The organism is Nocardiopsis changdeensis, assembly GCF_018316655.1.
Classification (GTDB): Bacteria; Actinomycetota; Actinomycetes; order Streptosporangiales; family Streptosporangiaceae; genus Nocardiopsis; species Nocardiopsis changdeensis.
This window is the reverse complement of sequence record NZ_CP074133.1, coordinates 4,465,042-4,484,635: the sequence shown is the minus strand read 5'-3', so window position 1 is coordinate 4,484,635 and position 19,594 is coordinate 4,465,042. Positions and strand designations below refer to the sequence as shown.

Genomic DNA, 19,594 nt, shown 5'->3' with positions numbered 1-19,594 from the left:
TTCGTCCGGCCGCGCCGCGGCCCGGGTGGGGGAGGGCGGGGCGGCCCGCAGGGCCGCCCCGCCGGGGTGTCAGGGGCAGGAGGCGCGCACGGCCGACGCGGCGACGTGGGCGCTCGCGCCCTCCTGCGCCGCCAGGGGGTCGGCGCCCGCGTTGGTCAGTTCGACGGTGAACTCCGCGGCGGGGGTGACGAAGCCGGTGACCTGGACCCAGCCGCCGCGGACCTGCGACTGGTCGAAGCCGAACACCGCCACGGGCGGCTGCTCGGTGCCCACACCCGGCCGGATCAGGTACCGGGCCTCGCCGGGGGCCAGCCACAGGGGGCTCTCGTCGTCGGGGACGTGGACGTACAGCTCGCAGGAGACGCCCTCCCGCCCGGGCACGAAGGACCACACCGCGTACTGCCCGTTCCCCTGCTCGGGGTCGCCGGACACGGGGAGGGCGTCGTACTCGCCCGCGCACCCCTCGCCGTCGTAGCCCCCGGGCCGGGTCGCCCAGCCCTCGTCCGCGTCCTCGGCTCCGCCCCACCGGCCCTCGTGGCCGTAGGAGGCGCCGGGGAGCGCCGGGCAGCCGGGCCCGGCCACGGCGAGGTAGGAGCCGTCGGTGGGGGCGAAGCGCTCGGCGACGCCCCCCAGGACGGAGGAGTCTCCGCCGTTCGCCGCGCTCGGGTCCTGGGGGACCCCGGGGTCCTGCGGCCCGGCGGGGTCGGCCGCGTTCGCGTTCTGCGCGGCGTCCCCGGAGTCCTGCGGTGCCGTCTGCCCGGCACCGTCCCCGGCGGAGCCCGTGTCGGAGAACGCCTCGGCCGCGGACTCCTCGCCGCGGCCCTCCTGGGCGCCCGCGGCCGCCCCGTCCGCGGCGTCGCCCTCCTGGGCGGGGGGCCCGCCCTCCGCTCCGGCGGCGTCCTCCCCCGCGGGGGGATCCGCCGCGGCGTCGGTGCCGGTCTCCGCCTCCGCCTCCCCGGCGGAGTCCCCGCCGTCTCCGGCGGTGTCGGAGGCGGGGTCCCCGGCGGTGTCGCCGGCGGTGTCCCCGCTGCCGTCGGACGCGGCCACCGCGCCGGTGTCCGCCTCCGCGCCCTCGGCGGCGGGCGGTTCGGCCTCCGGCGCGGACCCCCGGTCGGGGGTCGAGGTCTGCACGGCGGAGCCGCCGACCGTGTCGCCGGGGTCGGGCATGGTGGGGGCGCGCAGGTCGGGCTGGACCTCCGGGACGTAGCCGGTGTCGGGGGCGGTGTCGGTGACGGGGGAGCCGCCACCCTCCCCGCCCGCCGGCACCGACTGGCCGCTCCCGGTGTCGCCGCCGGCCTGCCCGCCGGGCTGTCCACCCGTCTGCCCGCCGGCCTGGGCGCCGGCCTGCGCCTGCCCGGAGAGGGCGGGGGACACCGGCTCACCGCCCGCCATGACGTCCAGGGACACCGGGCCCCCGCCGGTGCCGGTCACCACGGCGAAGGGCGCCGCGACCAGGATCAGCCCGGCGATGGCGGCGCCCGCCAGCATCGGCGCCCCGGGCCGGTCCAGCGCGGGCTCCGCCTCGGCGGCGGCCTCGCGGTCGGCGCCGACCACCGAGCCCACCCGGCGGGCGGGGCCCTCGGGGCCGGGGCCCTCCTGCTCCCGGGGGGCCTCCGGGGCCGGGGCCGCCGCGGTGGCCTGTCCGGCCGCCCTCTCGGCGGACTGTTCGGCGGCGGGGGCCCCGCCGTTGAGGGCCGCGCCGAAGTCCTCCGCGGCGGGCGCCGCGGAGGCCGGGGCGGGCCGGGCGGCCGCGCCCGGCGCCTCCTCGGGGACGGGGGCCCCGGAGGCGGGGTTCGGGCTCATCTGCGTCCTCCGGGGGTGAAGGTCCCGCCGAGGTCGATGTTGGCGTCCTCGGTCCCCTGGAAGCTGCCGCCCATATTGAGGGTCCCGTCCGCGGCCTGGCGCTGGGCCACGGCGATGAGGTCCAGCAGGGTGTACAGGACCTCCTCCGCCTCGCCGATGTTCTTCTGCATCTGCTCCGCGTACTCGCCCTTGGTCCCCCACGGGACGCCGAGCGGTTCGCGCGCGGCGCGGGTGTGGGCGATGAGCTCGTCCGTGTAGTCGGCCGCGTCGTAGATCCGCGAGCCGTTCCTCCTGATGCCCTCAGGGAAGGCCGACAGGCCTCGTCCCGGTGCTGTCATCGGTTCCTCCTTCGAATCCGTGTCCGGCGGCGCCGGGCCCTCACCCGAGGTCGTCCAGGGAGACGCCCATGCGGCGCAGCGTCTCCTCGGGGTCGAGGTCGCCCCGTATCGCCGCCTGCGTGTCGATGCCCTCGGGCATGAAGGCCTCGTAGGCCTGCGCGACGCGGTCCGCCATCTGCTTCTGCGCGCGGCCGACGACCTCGACGATGGCCGCGGACAGCTCCGCCGGGGCCATGGTCCGGTACCCCTCGGTGTGGAACTTCAGCTCAGTCAGACGACCCGTCCCGTCCACCGTCGCGGCCACCAGCCTGTTCTTGGCCACGGCCTCTTCGGTTGCCGACTCCAGGCTTGCGCTTGCGTCCGAGAGTTCCCTCATCGTCGTGTGAAGCCGTTCCAGTTCGGCCTCCATCTGCTCCCGCATCGATGAGCTCATGGCGCTGGGCCCCCTTCTTCTGCTGTCCGGGCACGGGCCGTCCGAGCGTGGCCCGCTGCTGGTTCTTGTCGGTCCCCCAGACCTTCTCGTCCTCGGAGAGCCAGGTGGTCCGGTTGCGGTCGCGGTTCTCGGCACCGCCGCCACCGCCCATACCGCCCATCGGCGGCATCATGGGCGACATCATCGGCGAGCCCATCCCGTTCATGTTCTGCTGGCCCGCGGCGCCCCCGGGGCCGCCCGCGCCCGCGGCGCCCGGGCCCCCGCCCCCCTCGGCCTGGACCTGGGGCCCGCCCGCGCCGGTGGGCGCGGCGAACATCTGGGTGCGGTCCGAGGAGTCGGAGCCGTTCCCGCCCCCGCCGCCCGAGGAGTCGTTGCCGCTGCCGTAGCCGCCGTAGTTGAGGCCCTCGGGCCCGCCGCTCTCGAAGCGCGGCGGCGGGTACTCCACCTCCTCCGACGGTCCCTCGAACCCGCCCTTGATCGCCTCGCCCGTGTCCGGGTCGACGGGGTAGGGCAGTCCGGTGACCGGATCGACCTCCGCGGGCTCCCCCGTGACGGGGTTGATCGGGACGTCCTCCCCGCCGCCGGGGAAGTTGGTGTCCAGGCCCGGGTCGATCGGCGGCGGGGTGAAGGAGTCGGGCGGCAGCGGCTGCCCGGTGACGGGGTCGACGGGGGCCGGGAGGCCGGTCACCGGGTCGTAGTCGATGGGCATCCCCGTGTCGGGGTTGTAGGGGAGCCCGGTGTCGGGGTCGACCGGGAACGGCCTCCCCGTCTCGGGGTCGATGGGCAGTCCCGTCGCCGGGTCCATGTCCAGCCGCGTCCCGCCGTCGCCGGTGACCGGTTCGCCGGTGACGGGGTCGAGCGGCAGGGGGAGGCCGGTCTCGGGGTCGTAGGTGATCGGCAGTCCGGGGTCGGGGGACACCGGACCCCCGGTGACCGGGTCCACGGGGTGGACCTGCCCGGTCTCCGGGTCGTAGTCGATGGGCAGGCCGGTGTCGGGGTTGTAGGGCAGGCCGGTCTCGGGATCGACCGGGAAGGGCCGCCCGGTGTCCGGGTCGATCGGCAGGCCGGTCTCGGGGTCGAGTTCGAGGCGGCTGCCCCCGTCCGGGGACACGGGCTCGCCGGTGACCGGGTCGATCGGTGTGACCCGGCCCGTCTCCGGGTCGAAGTTGATGGGCAGGCCGGTGTCGGGGTCGAAGGGCCGACCCGTCGCGGGGTCGACGGGGAAGGGCCGCCCGGTGTCCGGGTCGATCGGCAGGCCCGTCGCCGGGTCCACCGCCAGGCCGGTGGGCGGCGGGAGGTTCGCCCCGCCGTTGCGGCGGCCGGTGCCGCCGCCCGAACCGGGGCCGTTGAGGCCCAGCGGCGGGGGAGGTGGGATCACGCCGCCCGGGACGGGACCGCCCCCCTGGGGGAAGTCGGTGCCCAGGCCGGGGGGCGGCGGGACGGTGCCGCCGGGTCCCCCCGGACCGTTGACGCCGACGGGGCCGTTGACGTCGCCCGGGCCGTTGAGACCCAACGGGGGAGGGGGTGCCACGCTCCCGGGAGGGGGCACCACGCCGCCCGGCGGCACCTCGCCGCCGGGGCCGGTGCCGTCGCCCCCGGGGTAGTCGCTGCCCGGGTCGGGCGGCCCCTCCAGGCGGACGGTCTCGGGCCCCGGCCCTCCGCTGCCGTAGTTCCCGCCGTCGTCGGGGCCGCCCTCGTAGTCGGGCGGGCCCTCCCCGGGACCCTCGTAGTTGAGGTCGTCCGGGCCCCCGTAGCCGGGGGGCGGCTCCTCCATCCAGTCGGGGATGTCGGGGCCCTCGCCCCCGGGCGGGCCGTCGCCCCAGTCGATCTTGATCTCCGGAGGACCCTCCCCCTCACCGTCGCCGTCGCCGAACATGTCGTCGTACGGGTTGTCGGTGTCGTTGATGTCGGGGACCATGCTCAGCGGCAGGCCGCCCTTGGGGTCCTCGATGATGTTGAGGTCGGTGTGCGCCCTCTTGTACATCTCCTCCATCTTGTTGTACAGCTCGGACGCGGCCGTGAAGACGCCCTCGAACTGCTCGCGCCACCGGTTCTTCAGCTCGTTGTTGACGTTGCTGTCCGTGATGTCGTCGCCGACGATCCCGTAGACCGGCGGGTCCGCGTGGATGGGGATCTGGAACTGTCCGCGGGCGCTGTTCCACTGCTCGCGGCCGGTGGTCACGTTGAAGTACCAGTCGTCCAGGATCCGCCGCATGCCGCTTTGCGGATTGTTCAGCGCATTCGTCACCGCGTCCTGGAGCGCGACCGCCTTGCGGCGGATCGGGTCCATGACCTCCTTGAGCGCTTCGTGGTTGTTGTCGACCTGGCGCCTCAGGTCCCGCAGGCGCAGGGCGAAGTCGTAGAGCCGGGCCGCGTAGGCGGACGCCGCCGAACCCGTCATCGGCCCGTCGGGAACGTCGAGCTCGTTGTACGCGGTGCGCATCTTCTCGCTCTGCGTGTCCAGCATGGTGCTCAGCTCGGACAGGTGCGTGACGAGGTCCTTGACCGGCTGGCCGTGGAAGGTGGTGGAACCGGTCCCGGGCATGGAGTTGGGGATGACGCCGGCGAGGGTGGCCAGAGCCGTGCGGAACTTGGACTCGGCCGACTCGGGGCCGGTCCACAGCTCCTCGATCATCGTGTAGCCGGCGTAGTCCCAGCCGTTGGGCATCTGGTACGTGTAGTAGCCGGACGAGTAGGTCTGGTAGCCGGGCTTGCGCATGCGCCACCAGCGGTTCATCTCGTGGCCGCCGTAGTCGAACTCGAAGCCGACGAACGGCTTGGTGTCCTTGGCGAAGTGGTACCGGCCGTGGTCCACCCAGTTGACACCGCTGCCGATGATCGTGTCCACGCTCGGCATCGGGGGGTGGTTCCCCCCGTCCTCGGCGTCGGCGACGATGTTCATGATCTCGTGCAGTGCGGGCACTCTTCCTCCGACCTCCTCGGGGTCTCGGCGGGTCTCGGTGGCGCTGTCAGGGGGCCGTGGTGGTGGTGCCGCCGCTGCCGGTCGTGCCTGGCGGGCTCCCGATCAGGTAGACCACCTGGCTCGCGTTGAGCTCCTGGTCCTCTTCCAGCTGCTCGAACTCGATGATGTTGACCTCGAGGCGGTCGCTGATGTCGTCGAGCTCCTTGCGGATGTCCTTGACGATCCTGAAGAGGTTGCCCATGGACTGGTCGATGCTGCCGGCGAGGAGGCCCGCGCTGGCGAGCCCGGACGGGTTGCCGAGGAGGGTGACGCCGGTGGTCTGGCCCTCGGTGCCGCTGCCGCCGTAGACGGAGTAGTTGTCGTCGTGCGCGTTCAGGGCGGTGTCGAGCCCGTCCACGTACTCCGTCTGGAAGGACCGCAGGCGGTCGACGTCGATCTTGGTGCCCTGGCCCTCCTGGGGGCCGTCGCCGTTGCCCCCGGTGCCCTCGCCGTCACCGCTCCCGCCGGATCCCTCTCCGTCCTCGTCCTCCTCGTCCTCTTCTTCTTCCTCGTCCTCGCCGTCCTCCTCGTCCTCTCCCTCTCCTTCGCCGTCCTCGCCGTCCTCGTCGCCCTCTCCGTCCTCGTCCTCCTCCGGTTCCTCTTCCTCGTCCTCCTCCGGCTCCTCTTCCTCGTCCTCGGAACCGGTGCCGGTCACGCCGCCGGACGGCTGGGGGGTCGGGTCCGGAGCCGGCCCGTACAGGCCCTCGCCCCCGATCGGGTCCGGGACGCTGTCCGGGTCGAGGTGGGAGAGCCCTTCCGTGGTCTCCGTTCCGGGACCGGAGGTCTCCCCGCCCGTCGTGGAGCCGTCCTCCTCCCCGCCGGGGACCTCGGTGACGAACTCGGTGCTCTCGGTGGGGTCGAGCGTCGCCGGGTCGGAGACGCCCTCACCGGTGATCTCCTCCCGGGGGATGCGCTCGCCCACCACGACCGGTTCGTCCCCGGTCCCGGCGGGGGCGTCCGGGGCGGGCCCGTACATGCCCTCGGTGACGATCGGGTCGGGGACACTCTCCGGGTTCTCGCCGGAGTCCTCCTCCGGGTCGGATCCCGGGTCCGTGGAGCCGTACCCCCCGGTCCGGTCACCGGACTGTTCGCCGGGCGTGGGGCCGCCGACCAGGACGGGGGTGTCGTCGGCGACGGGGGTTTCCGGGGCGGGCCCGTACATGCCCTCGGTGTCGATGTGGTCGGGGACGCCTTCCCCGTCGTCCCCGCCGTGGTCCCCGCCGGGGTGCGAGCCCACGGGGGTGACCGAGCCGGGTGCCCCGCCCGAGGTGCCGGGGTCCTGGCCGGGGCGGCCGTGCACGCCCTCGTACCCCTCCTCACCGCCGGGGCGGTCCTCGCCGCCGGGACGGTCCCGGTCCCCGCCGGGCTCGTGGTCGTCCTCGTCGGTGACGCCCTCCTCGTCGCCGCCGGGCCGGTCCTCGCCGCCGGGACGGTCACCCTCCTCGTCGCCGCCGGGGCGGCCGCCGTGCTCCCCCTCGGAGCCCTCGTCGCCCTCGCCGTCCCCGGCGGGGCGGTCCTCGTCGTCGTCCTCGGAGCCCTCGTCCTTGTCGTCCTCGGAGCCCTCGTCCTCTCCCACCGGCTCGATGGTGACCAGGCCGGTCTCCGGGTCGACCGAGACGGTGCCGTCCCCGGGGTCGACCGAGACCTCGCCGGTCTCGCCGTCCATGACGATGCGCAGGTCGCCGATCTCGACGGTGACGTCCGCGAACTCGCCCTTGACCGGGTCGACCGCGAGGGTCCCCGTCGCCGGGTCGATCGTCATGACGAGGCCGCCGGCCTCCACGGTGACCGGAGGGGCGTCGGGACCCAGCGGGACGTTCTCGTCCGACGGCTCGATCCTGACGGCGCCGTCCTCGGGGCCGACCGTGATCCGCAGGTCCTCGGCGAGGATGACGGTCTCACCGGTCTCGGGGTCCACGGTGACCACCGGGCCGACGGCGCCGGAGGCCCCGTCCCCGGAGCCGTCGTCCCCGGGAGCGCTGATGGGGACGGCTTCGACGGGGGCGGACACCGGCTCGGCCTCGACCGCGGGGATGCCCGCCATGACGGGCTCCAGGCGGGCCTGCTCGACCATGGGCAGGCCCGCGGACACCGGCTCCGCCTCCAGGGCGGGCGTCGCCTCCACCAGGTCCGACTGCTCGGGCGCGCGGACGGACACCACGTGCACCGGATCCTCCAGCGGCGCGGACACCGGTTCGGCGACCACGCCCTCGGTGGTCTCCTCCCTGGAGGCGGGGACGCCCTGGACCATCGGTTCGAGCCGCTGGCCCTCCACGAGGCGGCCGGCCATGAGCGGCGACGCCTCCGCGGTGGCGCCCAGCACGAGGTCCCCGTTCCGCTCCACGACGGAGGAGGACTCGGGGTCGATCACCACGCTCTGGTCCGCCGTGTCCACCTCGACCGTGCCCGACCGGTTGGTCATCATGAGCAGGCCGGTGGCCAGGTTCAGGCTGAGCGGAGCCCCGCCCGTCCCCGAACCGGACCCGGTCTGCTGGGAGGACAGGGTGGTGAGGAGTTCGGCCTGCTCCTCCTCGCCCTCGACGGGCGTCTCCGGCTCACCGGAGAGGGCGGCGCGAAAGTCGTACAGCGATTCGGACACGTTCTCGGTCTCCTTGCCGCCCGTACGGGGGCGTCATCCGAACTAGGGGAGGTGCGGGCCGGACCCGTGGACGGTCGGGTCCGGCCCGGGGAGGCCGGGCGGCGCGATCGCGCGCACCGCCCGGCCCGGTCCGGCTTCCGGGCGGATCAGAGGAGGGAGGCCCAGTTCATGGCCTCGCGGCGGTCCGTGCCGGAGTAGTTGTTGCGGATGTCGTTCAGGGCGTTCTGGGCCTTGCCCAGCAGGGTGCGCATGTCGGCGACGTTGAGCCGCCAGGACTTCACCTTCGCCTCGTAGTTCTCCTTGGTCTCACCTTCGAGGTCGGCCAGGAGCTTCTGCATCTTGGCGTCGAGCTCCTCGATCTGCCGTGCGACCGCTTCGGTCTGCTGGCCCAGACGCATCGTCGCGTCGTCGACATGGCCGTAGCTGACGTCGAATCCGTTCATGGGTTCCGCCTTGCCGTCGTAGGGGTGCGTGGAGGGGGCTCCGGGGACCGCCGCCCGGGGTCAGCCCGACTGGTTCGGGTTCAGGTCGTCCATCCACCGGGAGCCGGTCAGGATGGCCTGGTCCTCGGTGGCGTTCATGGCCTGGACCGTGCCGCCGAAGGTGCCGATCATCTGGTTCATGTCGTTGGTGATGAGCCGCAGCTCCTCCAACCAGCCCACCAGCGCCTCGCTGTAGCGGTTGGAGGCCGCGCCCTGCCAGGACCCGCGCAGGCCGTCACGGGTGTCGTCGACGTTCTGGTAGATGTTGTTGCACTGCGTGTAGGCCTCCTGCATCGCCTCCTGGGCGAGCCGGTTGGCCTCATCGGTACTCCGTGTTCTCGACATGTGCATCTCCTCTGGTGTTGGGCGCTAGGGGCAGGCGGTGCCCCCGCCTCGGGGGGAGGACGCCAAGGGGAGCGAGGCGGCCTCCTGGCTCAGCAGCGGCCCGGTGGGCAGGACCCGGAGCAGCGACGTCGGCAGCGGCACCGCCTCGTCCTCCGTGTATCCCAGGGCCGTCAGCGCGGCGGTGTCGGCGACCGGGTACTTGGCCGCGGCGTCCGTCACCACGTAGTAGGTCGGGGCCGCGTCGGTGCCCGCCACGGGCCGCGCGCGGACCACGCCGCCCTGTCCGGCGGGGATGCCGACGAGGGCGGGAGTGGGGCACCCGGGTTCCACGAACGGGCGCTCCTGGACCGGCCACGCCCGGATGCCGGAGGGCGCGTCCATGGTCATGGCCATCGACCCGTCCGCCTCCCAGCGCAGGCAGGGCACCCCGGCGCCCACCTCCAGCGCGGTGGGCGGGGCGGGGGGCAGGCCCTGGGCCGCGTCCGGGGTGGCGGGGTCGGCGGCGAGATTTGCGTGCACCTCGGCCGACGCGAGCGGCACGGGCTCGGGGGAGGCGTCGCCGTAGGCGGGACCGGAGACCGCGGTGTCGCCGAGCAGCAGCAGCGCCTGGGTGAGCGTCAGGGGGGCCAGCCCGTCCCGGGTGAGCAGGTAGTGCTGGTCCTCCTGGCCGGGCGCGGAGACCGCGAACACCTGGCCCACCGACCGGGTGGAGCCCGCCAGCTCGCGGCCCTCCTCCCCGGCCCCGGCCACCTCGGGGGCGACCAGGTCCGGGCCCTCGGGGACCGTGTTGAGGAAGGCGGAGTCCACCGGCAGCGCGGGGGTCGTCCCGTAGCCGAGGGCCTGCACGCCCCCGGCCTCCTCGTCCATGCGCAGCCGGGTGCCCTGCCACAGCAGGTACGGGGTGCCGTCCGGGCCGGAGACGAGGACGCCGTCGCCGGACCCGACGACCCAGGGGTCGGGCGCCTCGCCGACCACCAGGGCGGTCCTGCCGCGCGGCGCGTCCTCCTCGCCGACCGGTGCCACGGCGCACAGGCGCCAGGTGCCCTGGGTGCCCGCCTCGGGGAGCCCGTCGGGCGCCCCGGCGATGCCCACCGGGCCGCCCATCGTCTCCCCCTCCAGGGATCGCTGGGAGACGAGGGAGGTGGCGGCGCCCTCGCCCACGGCCAGCTTGGCCGACGCCAGGTTGGCGACGGGGCGCAGCACACCGCCCGAGTACAGGTACGTGGCCCCGCCGTCGCGGTCGATGACGATCCGCCCCTCCTGGCGCCAGGAGGTGGCCCCGCCGGGGAAGATCAGGCCGAAGACCAGGAAGCCGATGCAGATCAGCGCCCCGATGGCCATGCCGACGTAGGTGCCGGTGCGCGTGCGGCGCATGGGCGCGTCGACGGCGTCGGGGTCGGCCTCCAGCATCGCCGTTCCCAGCCGGCCCACGGTGAAGTTGTGGGCCATCACCCGGTCGCGTCGTGACTGCACGTCAGCCCCCGATCCCGCGCAGGAGGCCGAACACCCCGAACTGCGCCAGTACCAGGGGCACCAGGGCCACGCACAGGATCAGCTGGATGATCTCCGCGGCCCGCCCCCAGTGCGGCAGGGCCCGCCGCCCCGGCAGGCTCCAGGAGACCACCGCGAGGATCGTCGTGGCAGCGAACAGGCCCAGCACGGCCAGGAGGCGGCCCAGGGGTTCCGCGCCCCAGGCCAGGGCGATGGCGAGCACGCCCAGGGCGGCCCAGGGCGGGCCCACCATCAGCGCGCGCTGCCAGGCGCTGCCGAGCCCGCGCGACTGGAGCAGCATCACCAGGCACAGGATCAGCACGAACGTCTTGGGGATCCAGCCCGGGGTGAGGGCCAGGACGCACGCGCACACCGTGATCACGGCGCCGGTGGAGGCGTACAGGGCGGTCTGGAACCGGTCGGCCAGGTGCGTCCGGTCCAGCACCCGCCGGGCCGGGAGCGGGTCGATCTCCTCCTGGAGCTGCTTGGGGTTGGCCGGCAGCGCCGGGAGCTTCAGGCCGGAGAGCCGGAAGGCCAGCTGGGGGGCGTAGGTGCCGGTGAACAGCGCCAGCATCGCCACCAGGGCGGCGGCGTCCGGGACGGAGGTGCCCGGCAGGAACATCAGGAGCAGCCCCGCGACGGCGCCCAGCACCTCGACGACGAACAGTCCGGCGAAGAAGGGGATGGAGCCCGCCACCGCGGCGACCCCGAGCACGCTGGCGCCCGCCGCCGTCACCGAGGCGGTCAGGAGCACCGCGCCCGTGAACAGCGTCCCCGGCTCCCCGGTGGGGACCAGCGCCCCCGCCAGCCCCATGGCCAGGGTGGCGCACCCGGCCAGGCCGGTGGACGCGGAGAGGTCGGCCATGGCGCGCGAGGCGGCCCAGGCCGACAGCAGCATGAGGAGCGCCGAGGCGGTCGCGCCCAGGACGGTGAACAGGTTCCGGCCCCCGGCGGTGAGCACGCCGAGCCCGATCAGCAGCACCACCAGCCCCATGACCTGGAGCAGGACGCGGGTGTGGGCGGGCGACCAGCGGTCGGGCCGCTCCGCCATGCCCGTGGCCACCCCGTCGACGATGTCGTCGAAGTGGACCGGGGGCAGCTGCTCGCGCCGGGGCCGCAGGTACAGGGTCTCCCCGTGGCACAGGCCCAGGGACGCCAGGGTCTCGTCCTCGTCCAGGGGCTCGTCGCCCAGCTGCTGGAGGACCCACCCGTCGTGTTCGAGGCCGCTCTCGTCCAGGTCCTCGCCGTCGTCGCCCTCGGCGTACAGCACGAGGGTGGGGATGATCTCGGACAAGGGGACCTCGACCGGGGCCGCGATCTCGAACGCGCGCCCGGGGGCGCGGATCAGGAGGCGGCAGGGGTCGGCGGCGGAGGAATCGGACATCCGGCGGCCGTTCGACGGGGGGCTACGGAACGGCACAGACACTAACACTCAGATATCGGTTTCTGGTGTTGTGTTGGTTTATGTATCCGAATTTGTGACCTTGTTTCGTAACGGTAGCTTTTCCCGTGGCCTGCCGCTCACCCTGCCGTGGTCTCCTCGTTCCGGCATCCGCGAGCGGCCCCGACCGGCCCCACCAAGGAGGACCCACCCCCGTGAGCACCATCCGCGTACGGCGCCCGCCGAGGCGCCCCGGCCCCGACCTGCCCTCGGGGGAGATCACCCTCCAGGAGCCGCCGGAGCTGACCGAGCAGCAGTCCAGCATGTCCTCGGTCTTCATGTACATGCCGATGGCGTTCACTTCACTCGCGATGCTCATGATGTTCATCCGGCCGGGGAACATGGGCAACAGCGTGATGCCCTTCATCGCGGGCGGCATGATGCTGGCCGGCGCCGTCCTCATGCTCGGCGGGCAGTACCTGCGCGCGGTCCTGGAGCGCCGCGCCAAGCTCAACGACGATCGGCGGGACTACCTGCGCTACCTGCGGCAGATGCGCACCCGGCTGCGCCAGGTCGTCACCGAGCAGCGCGACGCCATGCTCTGGCGCGCCCCCGACCCCGACGCCCTGTGGTCCATCGTCCGCACCTCGCGCCTGTGGGAGCGCCGGGCCGACGACGAGGACTTCGGCGAGGTCCGCGTCGCGGTCGGCGAGCAGGCGCTGTCCATGAAGATCTCCCCGGTCGCGTCCAAGCCGGTGGAGGACCTCGAACCCCTCAGCGCGCACGCCCTGCGCCGCTTCATCCGCGCCTACGGCACGGTCGAGGACCAGCCCGTGCAGGTCTACCTGCGCGGCTACGCCCGGGTGACCATGCGCGGCGACCTGGCCGCCTCCCGGGCGCTGACCCGCGCGCTCCTGGGCCAGCTCGCCGTCTTCCACTCCCACGACGAGCTGCGCATCGCCGTGTGCGCCTCGGCGGCGGCCCTGCCCAACTGGTCCTGGGTGAAGTGGCTGCCGCACAACCAGCACCCCACCGTCCGCGACGGCGCCGGGCCGGCCCGCCTGCTCTGCACCGACGCGATCGAGCTCGAACAGCTCCTCGGGGAGGGGCTCGCCGACCGGCCCCGCTTCGACCCCGCCGCGGCCCCCGGGCGCGAGGAGCCCTTCGTGGTCGTGGTCGTGGACGGCGGGAGCATCCCGCCCGGCTCCCGCCTGCTCGGCGGCGGGTACCGCAACGCCGTGGTCGTGGACGTCGCCGACCCCATGCCGCCCGAGGACGACCCCTACACCCTCGCGCTGCGGGTGGAGCCCACCCGGTTGGTCATGCTGGGCAGCGACAACACCGGCCGGGACACCGAGGAGGACCTCGGCCGCCCCGACTCCCTCAGCCTGTCCCGCGCCGGCTCCCTGGCGCGGCTGCTCGCCCCCTACCGGGCCAGCGGCGCCGCCGTGGAGGTGACGGAGCCGCTGACGACCGACTTCGAGCTGACCACGCTGTTGGGCATCCGGGACCTGCGGTCCCACGACCCGGAGCGGATGTGGGGGGAGCTGCACCCCAAGAACCGGCTGCGGGTCCCCATCGGCATGACCTCGGAGGGGGCGCCCCTGGAACTGGACCTGAAGGAGTCGGCGCTGGGCGGCATGGGCCCGCACGGCATGCTGATCGGCGCCACCGGCTCCGGCAAGAGCGAGCTGCTGCGCACCCTCGTGCTCGGGCTGGCGCTCACGCACACCCCCGAGACGCTCAACTTCATCCTCGTGGACTTCAAGGGCGGCGCGACCTTCATCGGCCTGGACGGGCTGCGGCACACCTCGGCGCTGATCACGAACCTGGCCGACGAGGCCATCCTGGTGGAGCGCATGCAGGACGCGCTGCACGGCGAGCTGGTCCGCCGCCAGGAGCACCTGCGGGCGTCGGGCGGCTACAGCTCGGTGCACGAGTACGAGCGGGCGCGCGAGTCCGACCCGTCCATGGAGCCGCTGCCGACCCTGTTCGTGGTGGTGGACGAGTTCAGCGAGCTGCTGGCCGCCCACCGGGACTTCATGGACCTGTTCGTGATGATCGGCCGGCTCGGGCGGAGCCTGGGCGTCCACCTGCTGTTGGCGTCCCAGCGCCTGGACGAGGGGCGGATGCACCAGCTGGAGAGCCACCTCTCCTACCGGATCGCGCTGCGGACGTTCTCCGCGATCGAGAGCCGGGGCGTGCTGGGGGTGCCCGACGCCCACCGGCTGCCGTCGGCGCCGGGCAACGGGTTCCTCAAGACCGACACCGAGACGCTGACCCGCTTCAAGGCCGCCTACGTCTCGGGGGCCTACCGGGTGAGCCCGCGCGCCGTCCGCGTCAGCGGCGCTGCGGAGGCCGACACGGTCCTGTTCACGGACGCGCCCGTCCGCATGTCGGAGACCGTCACCGAACAGGTCGTGGAGGAGCAGCCGCAGGACGCGCAGACCCCCCTGCTGGAGGTCGCCCTGGACCGCCTGTCGGGGCACGGGCCCGCCGCCCGCGAGGTGTGGCTGCCCCCGCTGGGCGTGCCGCCGCTGCTGGACGAGCTGCACCTCATGACCGGGAGCGCCATCCCCGAGGGCGGGGTGCTCTGGGACGACCGGGGCTCGCTGCGGATCGCCGTCGGAGTCGTGGACCGGCCCTTCGAGCACCAGCGCAAGCCCCTGGTCGCCGACCTCACCGGAGCGGGCGGCCACATCGGCATCGCGGGCGGGCCCCAGAGCGGCAAGAGCACACTGCTGGCGTCGTTCATCCTGGGGCTGGCGCTGCGCAACACCCCCGCCCAGGTGCAGTTCTACGGCATCGACTGCGGCGGCGGCCTGCTCCAGGCGCTCAAGGGCCTGCCCCACATGGGCAGCGTCGCCGCGCGCACCGACGAGCGGCGCATCGTGCGGACCGTCATGGAGATGCACGAGATCCTCACCCACCGCGAGACGCTCTTCGCGGAGCAGGGGATCGACTCCATGGCCACCTACCGGGCCCGGCGCGCGGCGGGCGAGTTCGCGGACGAGCGGCACGGCGACGTGTTCCTGATCGTGGACGGCTGGGGCACCATCCGGCAGGACAACATGGACCTGGTCGCCTCCATCGTCCAGCTGGTGCAGCGCGGCCTCAACTACGGCATCCACGTCATGGTGGCCTCGCCCCGGTGGGCGGACTTCAACACCAGCGTCCGCGACCTCATGGGCAGCCGCTTCGAGCTGCGGCTGGGCGACCCGGTCGACTCGCTCGTCCACATGCGCGCCGCCCAGACCGTGCCCCGCATCCCCGGCCGCGGCATCACCGACGACAAGCACCACTTCCTGACCGGCCTGCCCCGGGCCGACGGGATCCCGGAGGCGGTGACGGTGGCCGCGGGCATGGGCGAGCTGGTCACCAGGGTGAAGGACGCCTGGGACGGCCCGGTCGCCCCGCCCGTGCGGACCCTGCCCGCCGTGCTCCGGGCCGCCGAGCTGCCCGGCTCCGACCTGGAGGGGACCGGCGGTGTCCTGCGGGTGCCGCTGGGCCTGGAGAGCCGGCGCATGCAGCCCTTCTGGCACGACTTCGGGGCCACGCCCCACCTGCTGGTGGTGGGCGACACCGAGTCGGGCAAGACCAACCTCGTCCGGCACATCACCAACGCGATTCGGAGCCACTACGGGCCCTCGGAGGCCCGGGTCGTCCTGGGCGACCAGAGGCGCAGGCTCTACGACGCCGTCCCCAAGGAGATGCAGCTGGGGTACGCGGTGACGGGCGACAGCGTGCGGGAGATGATGCAGGCCGCCGCGCAGGCGATGCAGGTGCGCATGCCCGGGCCCGAGATCACACCCGACCGCATCCGGCTCCGCGACTGGTGGAACGGGCCGGAGCTGTTCGTCATCGTGGACGACTTCGAGCTGGTGGCGGGCAGCGGATCCAGCCCCATGGCCCCGCTGGCGCCCATGCTGGCGCAGGGGGCGGAGATCGGCATGCACGTCATCCTGGTGCACGCGGCGGGCGGGTTCGGCCGGGCGAGCGGCGAGCCGTTCATCCGGTCGCTGATCGACCTGAACACGCCCAGCATCATGCTGTCCTCGCCGCCGTCGGAGGGGATGCTGTTCGGCAGCATCCGGGCCCGCCGGATGCCGCCGGGGAGGGCCCTGTGGATCTCCCGCCGGGACCCGGTGGAGGTGCAGCTGGCCCTGGTGGAGGAAGAGGGCGCCTGAGTGGGGGTGGGCCCGTCCTGGGGCCCCGGGACGGGGCGGGGCGGTCGGCCACGGTCGGCGGGGGAACCGCCTCCTGCGCGGCAGGGGGTTCCTCACCCGGCCGGGGCCCTTGGCCCCAGCCGGAGGGCATCGCTGAGTCCCCGCCGCAGGAGGTGAGGGCCGCAGGAGGCTTCCCGCCCCGGCCCCAGGGGGTTTCTCACCCGATCGGGGCCCTGAGCCACTGCCGGAGGGCGAACCGCTACCTCCGCCGCAGGGGGTTTCTCACCCGATCGGGGCCCTGAGCCACTGCCGGAGGGCATCGCTGCTTCCTCCGCCGCAGGGGGTGAGGGCCGCGGGTGGCTTCCTGCCCCGGCCCCAGGGGGTTGGGGTAGGGCGGTACTCGGCCCGGGCTCCAGGGGGTGAGGCGGACTGTGAGGTTTCCAGGTCGGTCACCGCTTGGGAAGGGCGGTCTGTGGTCGCAGCCACAGGTGACTGGTTTCCAAGAGCTGAATCGCTTGTGAAGGTACAGTCGCGGAGCGTGGATCCGTCCCCGCGCAGTCGGTGTCCGGCAGAGCGCCGGGCGGTTTCGTTGGGCGCACACCGTGGGTGGTGGGGGTGCGCTTTCCGGGGGCGGGTCCGCGCGAGGTGCGCACACCTGCACCGGTTGGAAAGGTTGGGGGCGCCGGCGGCGGTGCGGGGGCTCCACGCTGTTGCCTACTCCCGCGGATGACCGCGGTACCGGTCAGTGCCGGGGGTGAAAGCCGCACGTGCCTGCGACCTTGGCCCCAGCCCGGGCACAGGACCGCGACCCTGGCCGTAGGGGGTGAAAGCCGCGCGCTCCTGCGGCAACAGCCAGAGGGGGGTTGGGGAGGCATGACCGCGACCCCCGCCCTAGGGGGTATTGCCGCACGTACCCGCAACCCCGGCCACACCTCGGAGACAGGAACCGCGACCTCCACCCCAGGGGGTGTGGGAAGGAGGGCCCGCGACCCCTGCCCCAGGGGGTGAAAGCGGTACATACCCACAGCCTCGGCCACAACCCGGACACAGGACCGCGACCCCGGCCACGGCGGGGGTGAAGGTGCGCGGTCTCTCCTCCGGGCCTGGGCGGGGATCGCGAGCACGTGCACGTTCCACCCCCTGCGGCGGGGGTCACAATCCTTCCCCCCAACCCCCACTGGCTGATGCCGCGGGTACCCGCGGCCTTCACCCCCAGGGCTGAGGCGCGCGGTTCTTCTTCCCCCACCCCCTGGGGCCCGGGGCTGTGGGCACGCACAGCTTTCACCCCCCAGAGCTGAGGTGTGCGGTCCGGTGCCCGGTTTGGGGCCGGGCTTCCGGGTACGTGCGGCAACACCCCCTGGGGCGGGGGTCGCGGTCCTTCCTCCCCACACCCCCTGAGGCTCGGGGCTGTAGGTGTGTGCGGCCTTCACCCCCTGAGGCTGAGGGGCGCGGACCTGTGCCCGGTCTGAGGCTGAGGCCGCGGGTGCGTGCGGCTTTCACCCCCACTCCCATCCGTACCGCGGTCATCCGCGGGAGTAGGCACCAGCGTGGAGCCCCCGCACCGCCGCCGGCGCCCCCAACCTTTCCAAGCGGTGCGGGTGTGCGCGCTCCGGGTGCACCCGGCTCCGGCAGTCACACCCCCACCACCCGCCACGCGCGCCCAACGATTCCCCCTGGTGGTCTGCCGGGCGCCGACTGCGGCCGGGGCCGGGCCCACCCGGCGCGGACCGCCGTTCCCAAGCGGCCGGCCTTTTGGAAACCTACAACTACCTCGGCGAACACCCCCTGGGGCCGGGGGCTCCACTGGCCTGACACGGCTATGGCGGGCCACCCAAGTCGGGTGGGGAACCCCCCGCGGCGGGGGCCCAGCGATGCCCTCCGGCTGTGGCTCAGGGCCCCGGTCGGGTGGGAAACCCCCTGCGGCGGAGGGAGCAGTGATGTCCTCCGGCTGTGGCTGAGGAGCCCGGTCGGGTGGGGAACCCCCTGCGGCGGGGGCCCAGCGATGCCCTCCGGCTGTGGCTCAGGGCCCCGGTCGGGTGGGGAACCCCCTGGGGCGGAGGGAGCAGTGATGTCCTCCGGCTGTGGCTGAGGAGCCCGGTCGGGTGGGGAACCCCCTGCGGCGGGGCCCAGCGATGCCCTCCGGCTGTGGCCGAGGTTTCCAGGCGGGTGGACAACCCCCTGCGGCCGGGGCCCGCAGGTATGTGCGGCCTCCACCGCCTTGTGGCCGGGGCGGTGGGGACGCTCGCTCCGGCCTCTGGGGTCGAAGGAGATGATGCGCTCTCCGACCGTGGCTCGACCCCCAACAGCCCCACCCGTCACCCACCACAGCGTTGAAAGGGCATGGGGGCGGCCACGGGTCGGGGTCAGGGGACCGGTTCGCCCGGGGTGGCGGGGCGCCAGTCGCGGGCGCGGCCGTTGCGCACGACGGCGGCGGCCAGCACGCACATCACGATCAGGAGCCCGGCGCCGCCGACCACCGCCCAGGTCGGGAGGGCGTCCAGCGAGCCCAGGGGCGAGGGGTCGGGGACGAACCGCCCGCCCGCGGACAGGGCCGATTCTCCCGCGGGCACGGTGGTCAGCGCCGCGACGGGGTCGACCCGGCCGCCCCCGCCCACCGGGTCGCCCGAGCCCGACGGGGACGAGTAGGCGGTCGAGATGAGCCGCTGCCGCAGCTCGCCCGGGGTGAGCTCCGGTTCGCGGGCGGCCAGCAGGGACGCCGTCCCCGCCGCGAAGGCCGCCGCGACCCCCGGTCCCGAGCCGATCACGTGCCCGCCGCCGGGCCCCGGCCCCACGGTCAGGTCGCCCGGCGCCAGGAGGTCGACCCGCACCAGTTCGCCGTCGGCCCGCAGCACCGGCGCGGCCACCACGGGCAGCCCCTCGGGGTCGTGGGCCGCCACGCTCAGCGCGTCGGGGTGCTGGGACGGGTGCCCGGCCATCGGGCCGCGCACCGTGTTCACCGTCGCCGGGGCCACCACCAGGGATCCCGCCTCCGTCGCGGCCGCCACGGCGTCGTCCAGGGCGGTGCTGTTCTCCCAGGCCGCCGTGCCCACGAGGATGACGTCGGAGCCCGCGGCGGTCGCCTCGGTGATGCCGGAGGCGATCTGGCCGGGCGGGGTCACCCCGGTGTTGGGGTCCCCCGCCGGGATGAACCTGAGGGAGACGCCGGGCGCCACCCCCAGGGTCCCGCTGTCCTCCACGGCCCGGCCGCCCGCGACCCCCGCCAGGAACGTCCCGTGGCCCAGGCAGTCCTGGGAGCCCCCGCCCTCCACGGCGCCCTCCAGCGCCGGGCCCGCGGCGTCGAGCTCCGGGGCCAGGACGGCGATCTCCGTGCCGGAGCCCGTGCTCAGCCGGTGCGCCCGGTCCAGGCCGAGGAAGGCGCGGGTCCAGGGTTCCTGTTCGACCACCTCGGTGCCCATGACGGAGCAGGGCTGCCGTTCGCCCTTGAACTCGAAGACCTGGGGGAGGGGAGGCGGGGGCTCGTCGCCCGCCGTGTCCGCCGCCGCTGCGGCCGGGGCGGCCAGGGGGACCAGGGCGAGGAGCAGCGCGGCCGCCGCGCGGCCGACCGCTGCGCCGGGAGCCGGGGTGGATCTCAAC

11 protein-coding genes are annotated in these 19,594 nt (G+C 74.3%); 1 reads left to right on the top strand and 10 read right to left on the bottom strand.

The features are described from left to right. Positions 1-69 precede the first annotated feature (69 nt). From KGD84_RS20455 to eccD, 9 genes are all read right to left on the bottom strand, one after another. Complete coding sequence (locus KGD84_RS20455) at positions 70-1,803, bottom strand: hypothetical protein (protein ID WP_220562009.1); 1,734 nt, start codon at positions 1,801-1,803, stop codon at positions 70-72. After that, the gene (locus tag KGD84_RS20450; RefSeq protein ID WP_220562008.1) at positions 1,800-2,141 is read right to left on the bottom strand and encodes a hypothetical protein; all 342 of its coding nucleotides are present in this window, start codon (positions 2,139-2,141) and stop codon (positions 1,800-1,802) included. Before KGD84_RS20450 ends, KGD84_RS20455 begins: the two co-directional genes overlap by 4 nt. 40 nt (positions 2,142-2,181) lie before the next feature. Further along, positions 2,182-2,463 (bottom strand): YbaB/EbfC family nucleoid-associated protein, encoded by a 282-nt coding sequence (locus KGD84_RS20445; RefSeq protein ID WP_255646700.1) that lies wholly within the window; start codon positions 2,461-2,463, stop codon positions 2,182-2,184. Further along, positions 2,408-5,497, bottom strand: coding sequence for a hypothetical protein (locus KGD84_RS20440; protein ID WP_255647282.1), 3,090 nt, complete (start codon positions 5,495-5,497; stop codon positions 2,408-2,410). Before KGD84_RS20440 ends, KGD84_RS20445 begins: the two co-directional genes overlap by 56 nt. 46 nt (positions 5,498-5,543) lie before the next feature. Then, positions 5,544-8,135 (bottom strand): hypothetical protein, encoded by a 2,592-nt coding sequence (locus tag KGD84_RS20435; protein ID WP_220562006.1) that lies wholly within the window; start codon positions 8,133-8,135, stop codon positions 5,544-5,546. A 146-nt stretch (positions 8,136-8,281) separates the two neighbouring features. After that, positions 8,282-8,578 carry a WXG100 family type VII secretion target gene (locus tag KGD84_RS20430; RefSeq protein ID WP_220562005.1) on the bottom strand — a complete coding sequence of 99 codons (297 nt, stop codon included), beginning with the start codon at positions 8,576-8,578 and terminating at the stop codon, positions 8,282-8,284. 60 nt (positions 8,579-8,638) lie between these two features. Beyond that, positions 8,639-8,962, bottom strand: a complete 324-nt coding sequence (locus KGD84_RS20425; protein ID WP_220562004.1) for a WXG100 family type VII secretion target — start codon at positions 8,960-8,962, stop codon at positions 8,639-8,641. Positions 8,963-8,986: 24 nt separating this feature from the next. After that, positions 8,987-10,435 (bottom strand): type VII secretion protein EccB, encoded by a 1,449-nt coding sequence (eccB, locus tag KGD84_RS20420; RefSeq protein ID WP_220562003.1) that lies wholly within the window; start codon positions 10,433-10,435, stop codon positions 8,987-8,989. A gap of 1 nt (position 10,436) precedes the next feature. Beyond that, positions 10,437-11,837, bottom strand: coding sequence for a type VII secretion integral membrane protein EccD (gene eccD / locus KGD84_RS20415; protein WP_220562002.1), 1,401 nt, complete (start codon positions 11,835-11,837; stop codon positions 10,437-10,439). Positions 11,838-12,049: 212 nt separating this feature from the next. Here eccD and eccCa point away from each other — a divergent pair, with 212 nt between their 5' ends. Continuing rightward, on the top strand, positions 12,050-16,021 hold the full coding sequence (gene eccCa, locus KGD84_RS20410) for a type VII secretion protein EccCa (protein ID WP_220562001.1): 3,972 nt from the start codon (positions 12,050-12,052) through the stop codon (positions 16,019-16,021). 2,342 nt (positions 16,022-18,363) lie between these two features. On the opposite strand, the gene KGD84_RS20405 is transcribed toward eccCa, so the two are convergent. Further along, positions 18,364-19,593, bottom strand: a complete 1,230-nt coding sequence (locus KGD84_RS20405; RefSeq protein ID WP_220562000.1) for a S8 family serine peptidase — start codon at positions 19,591-19,593, stop codon at positions 18,364-18,366. Position 19,594: the final 1 nt, after the last annotated feature.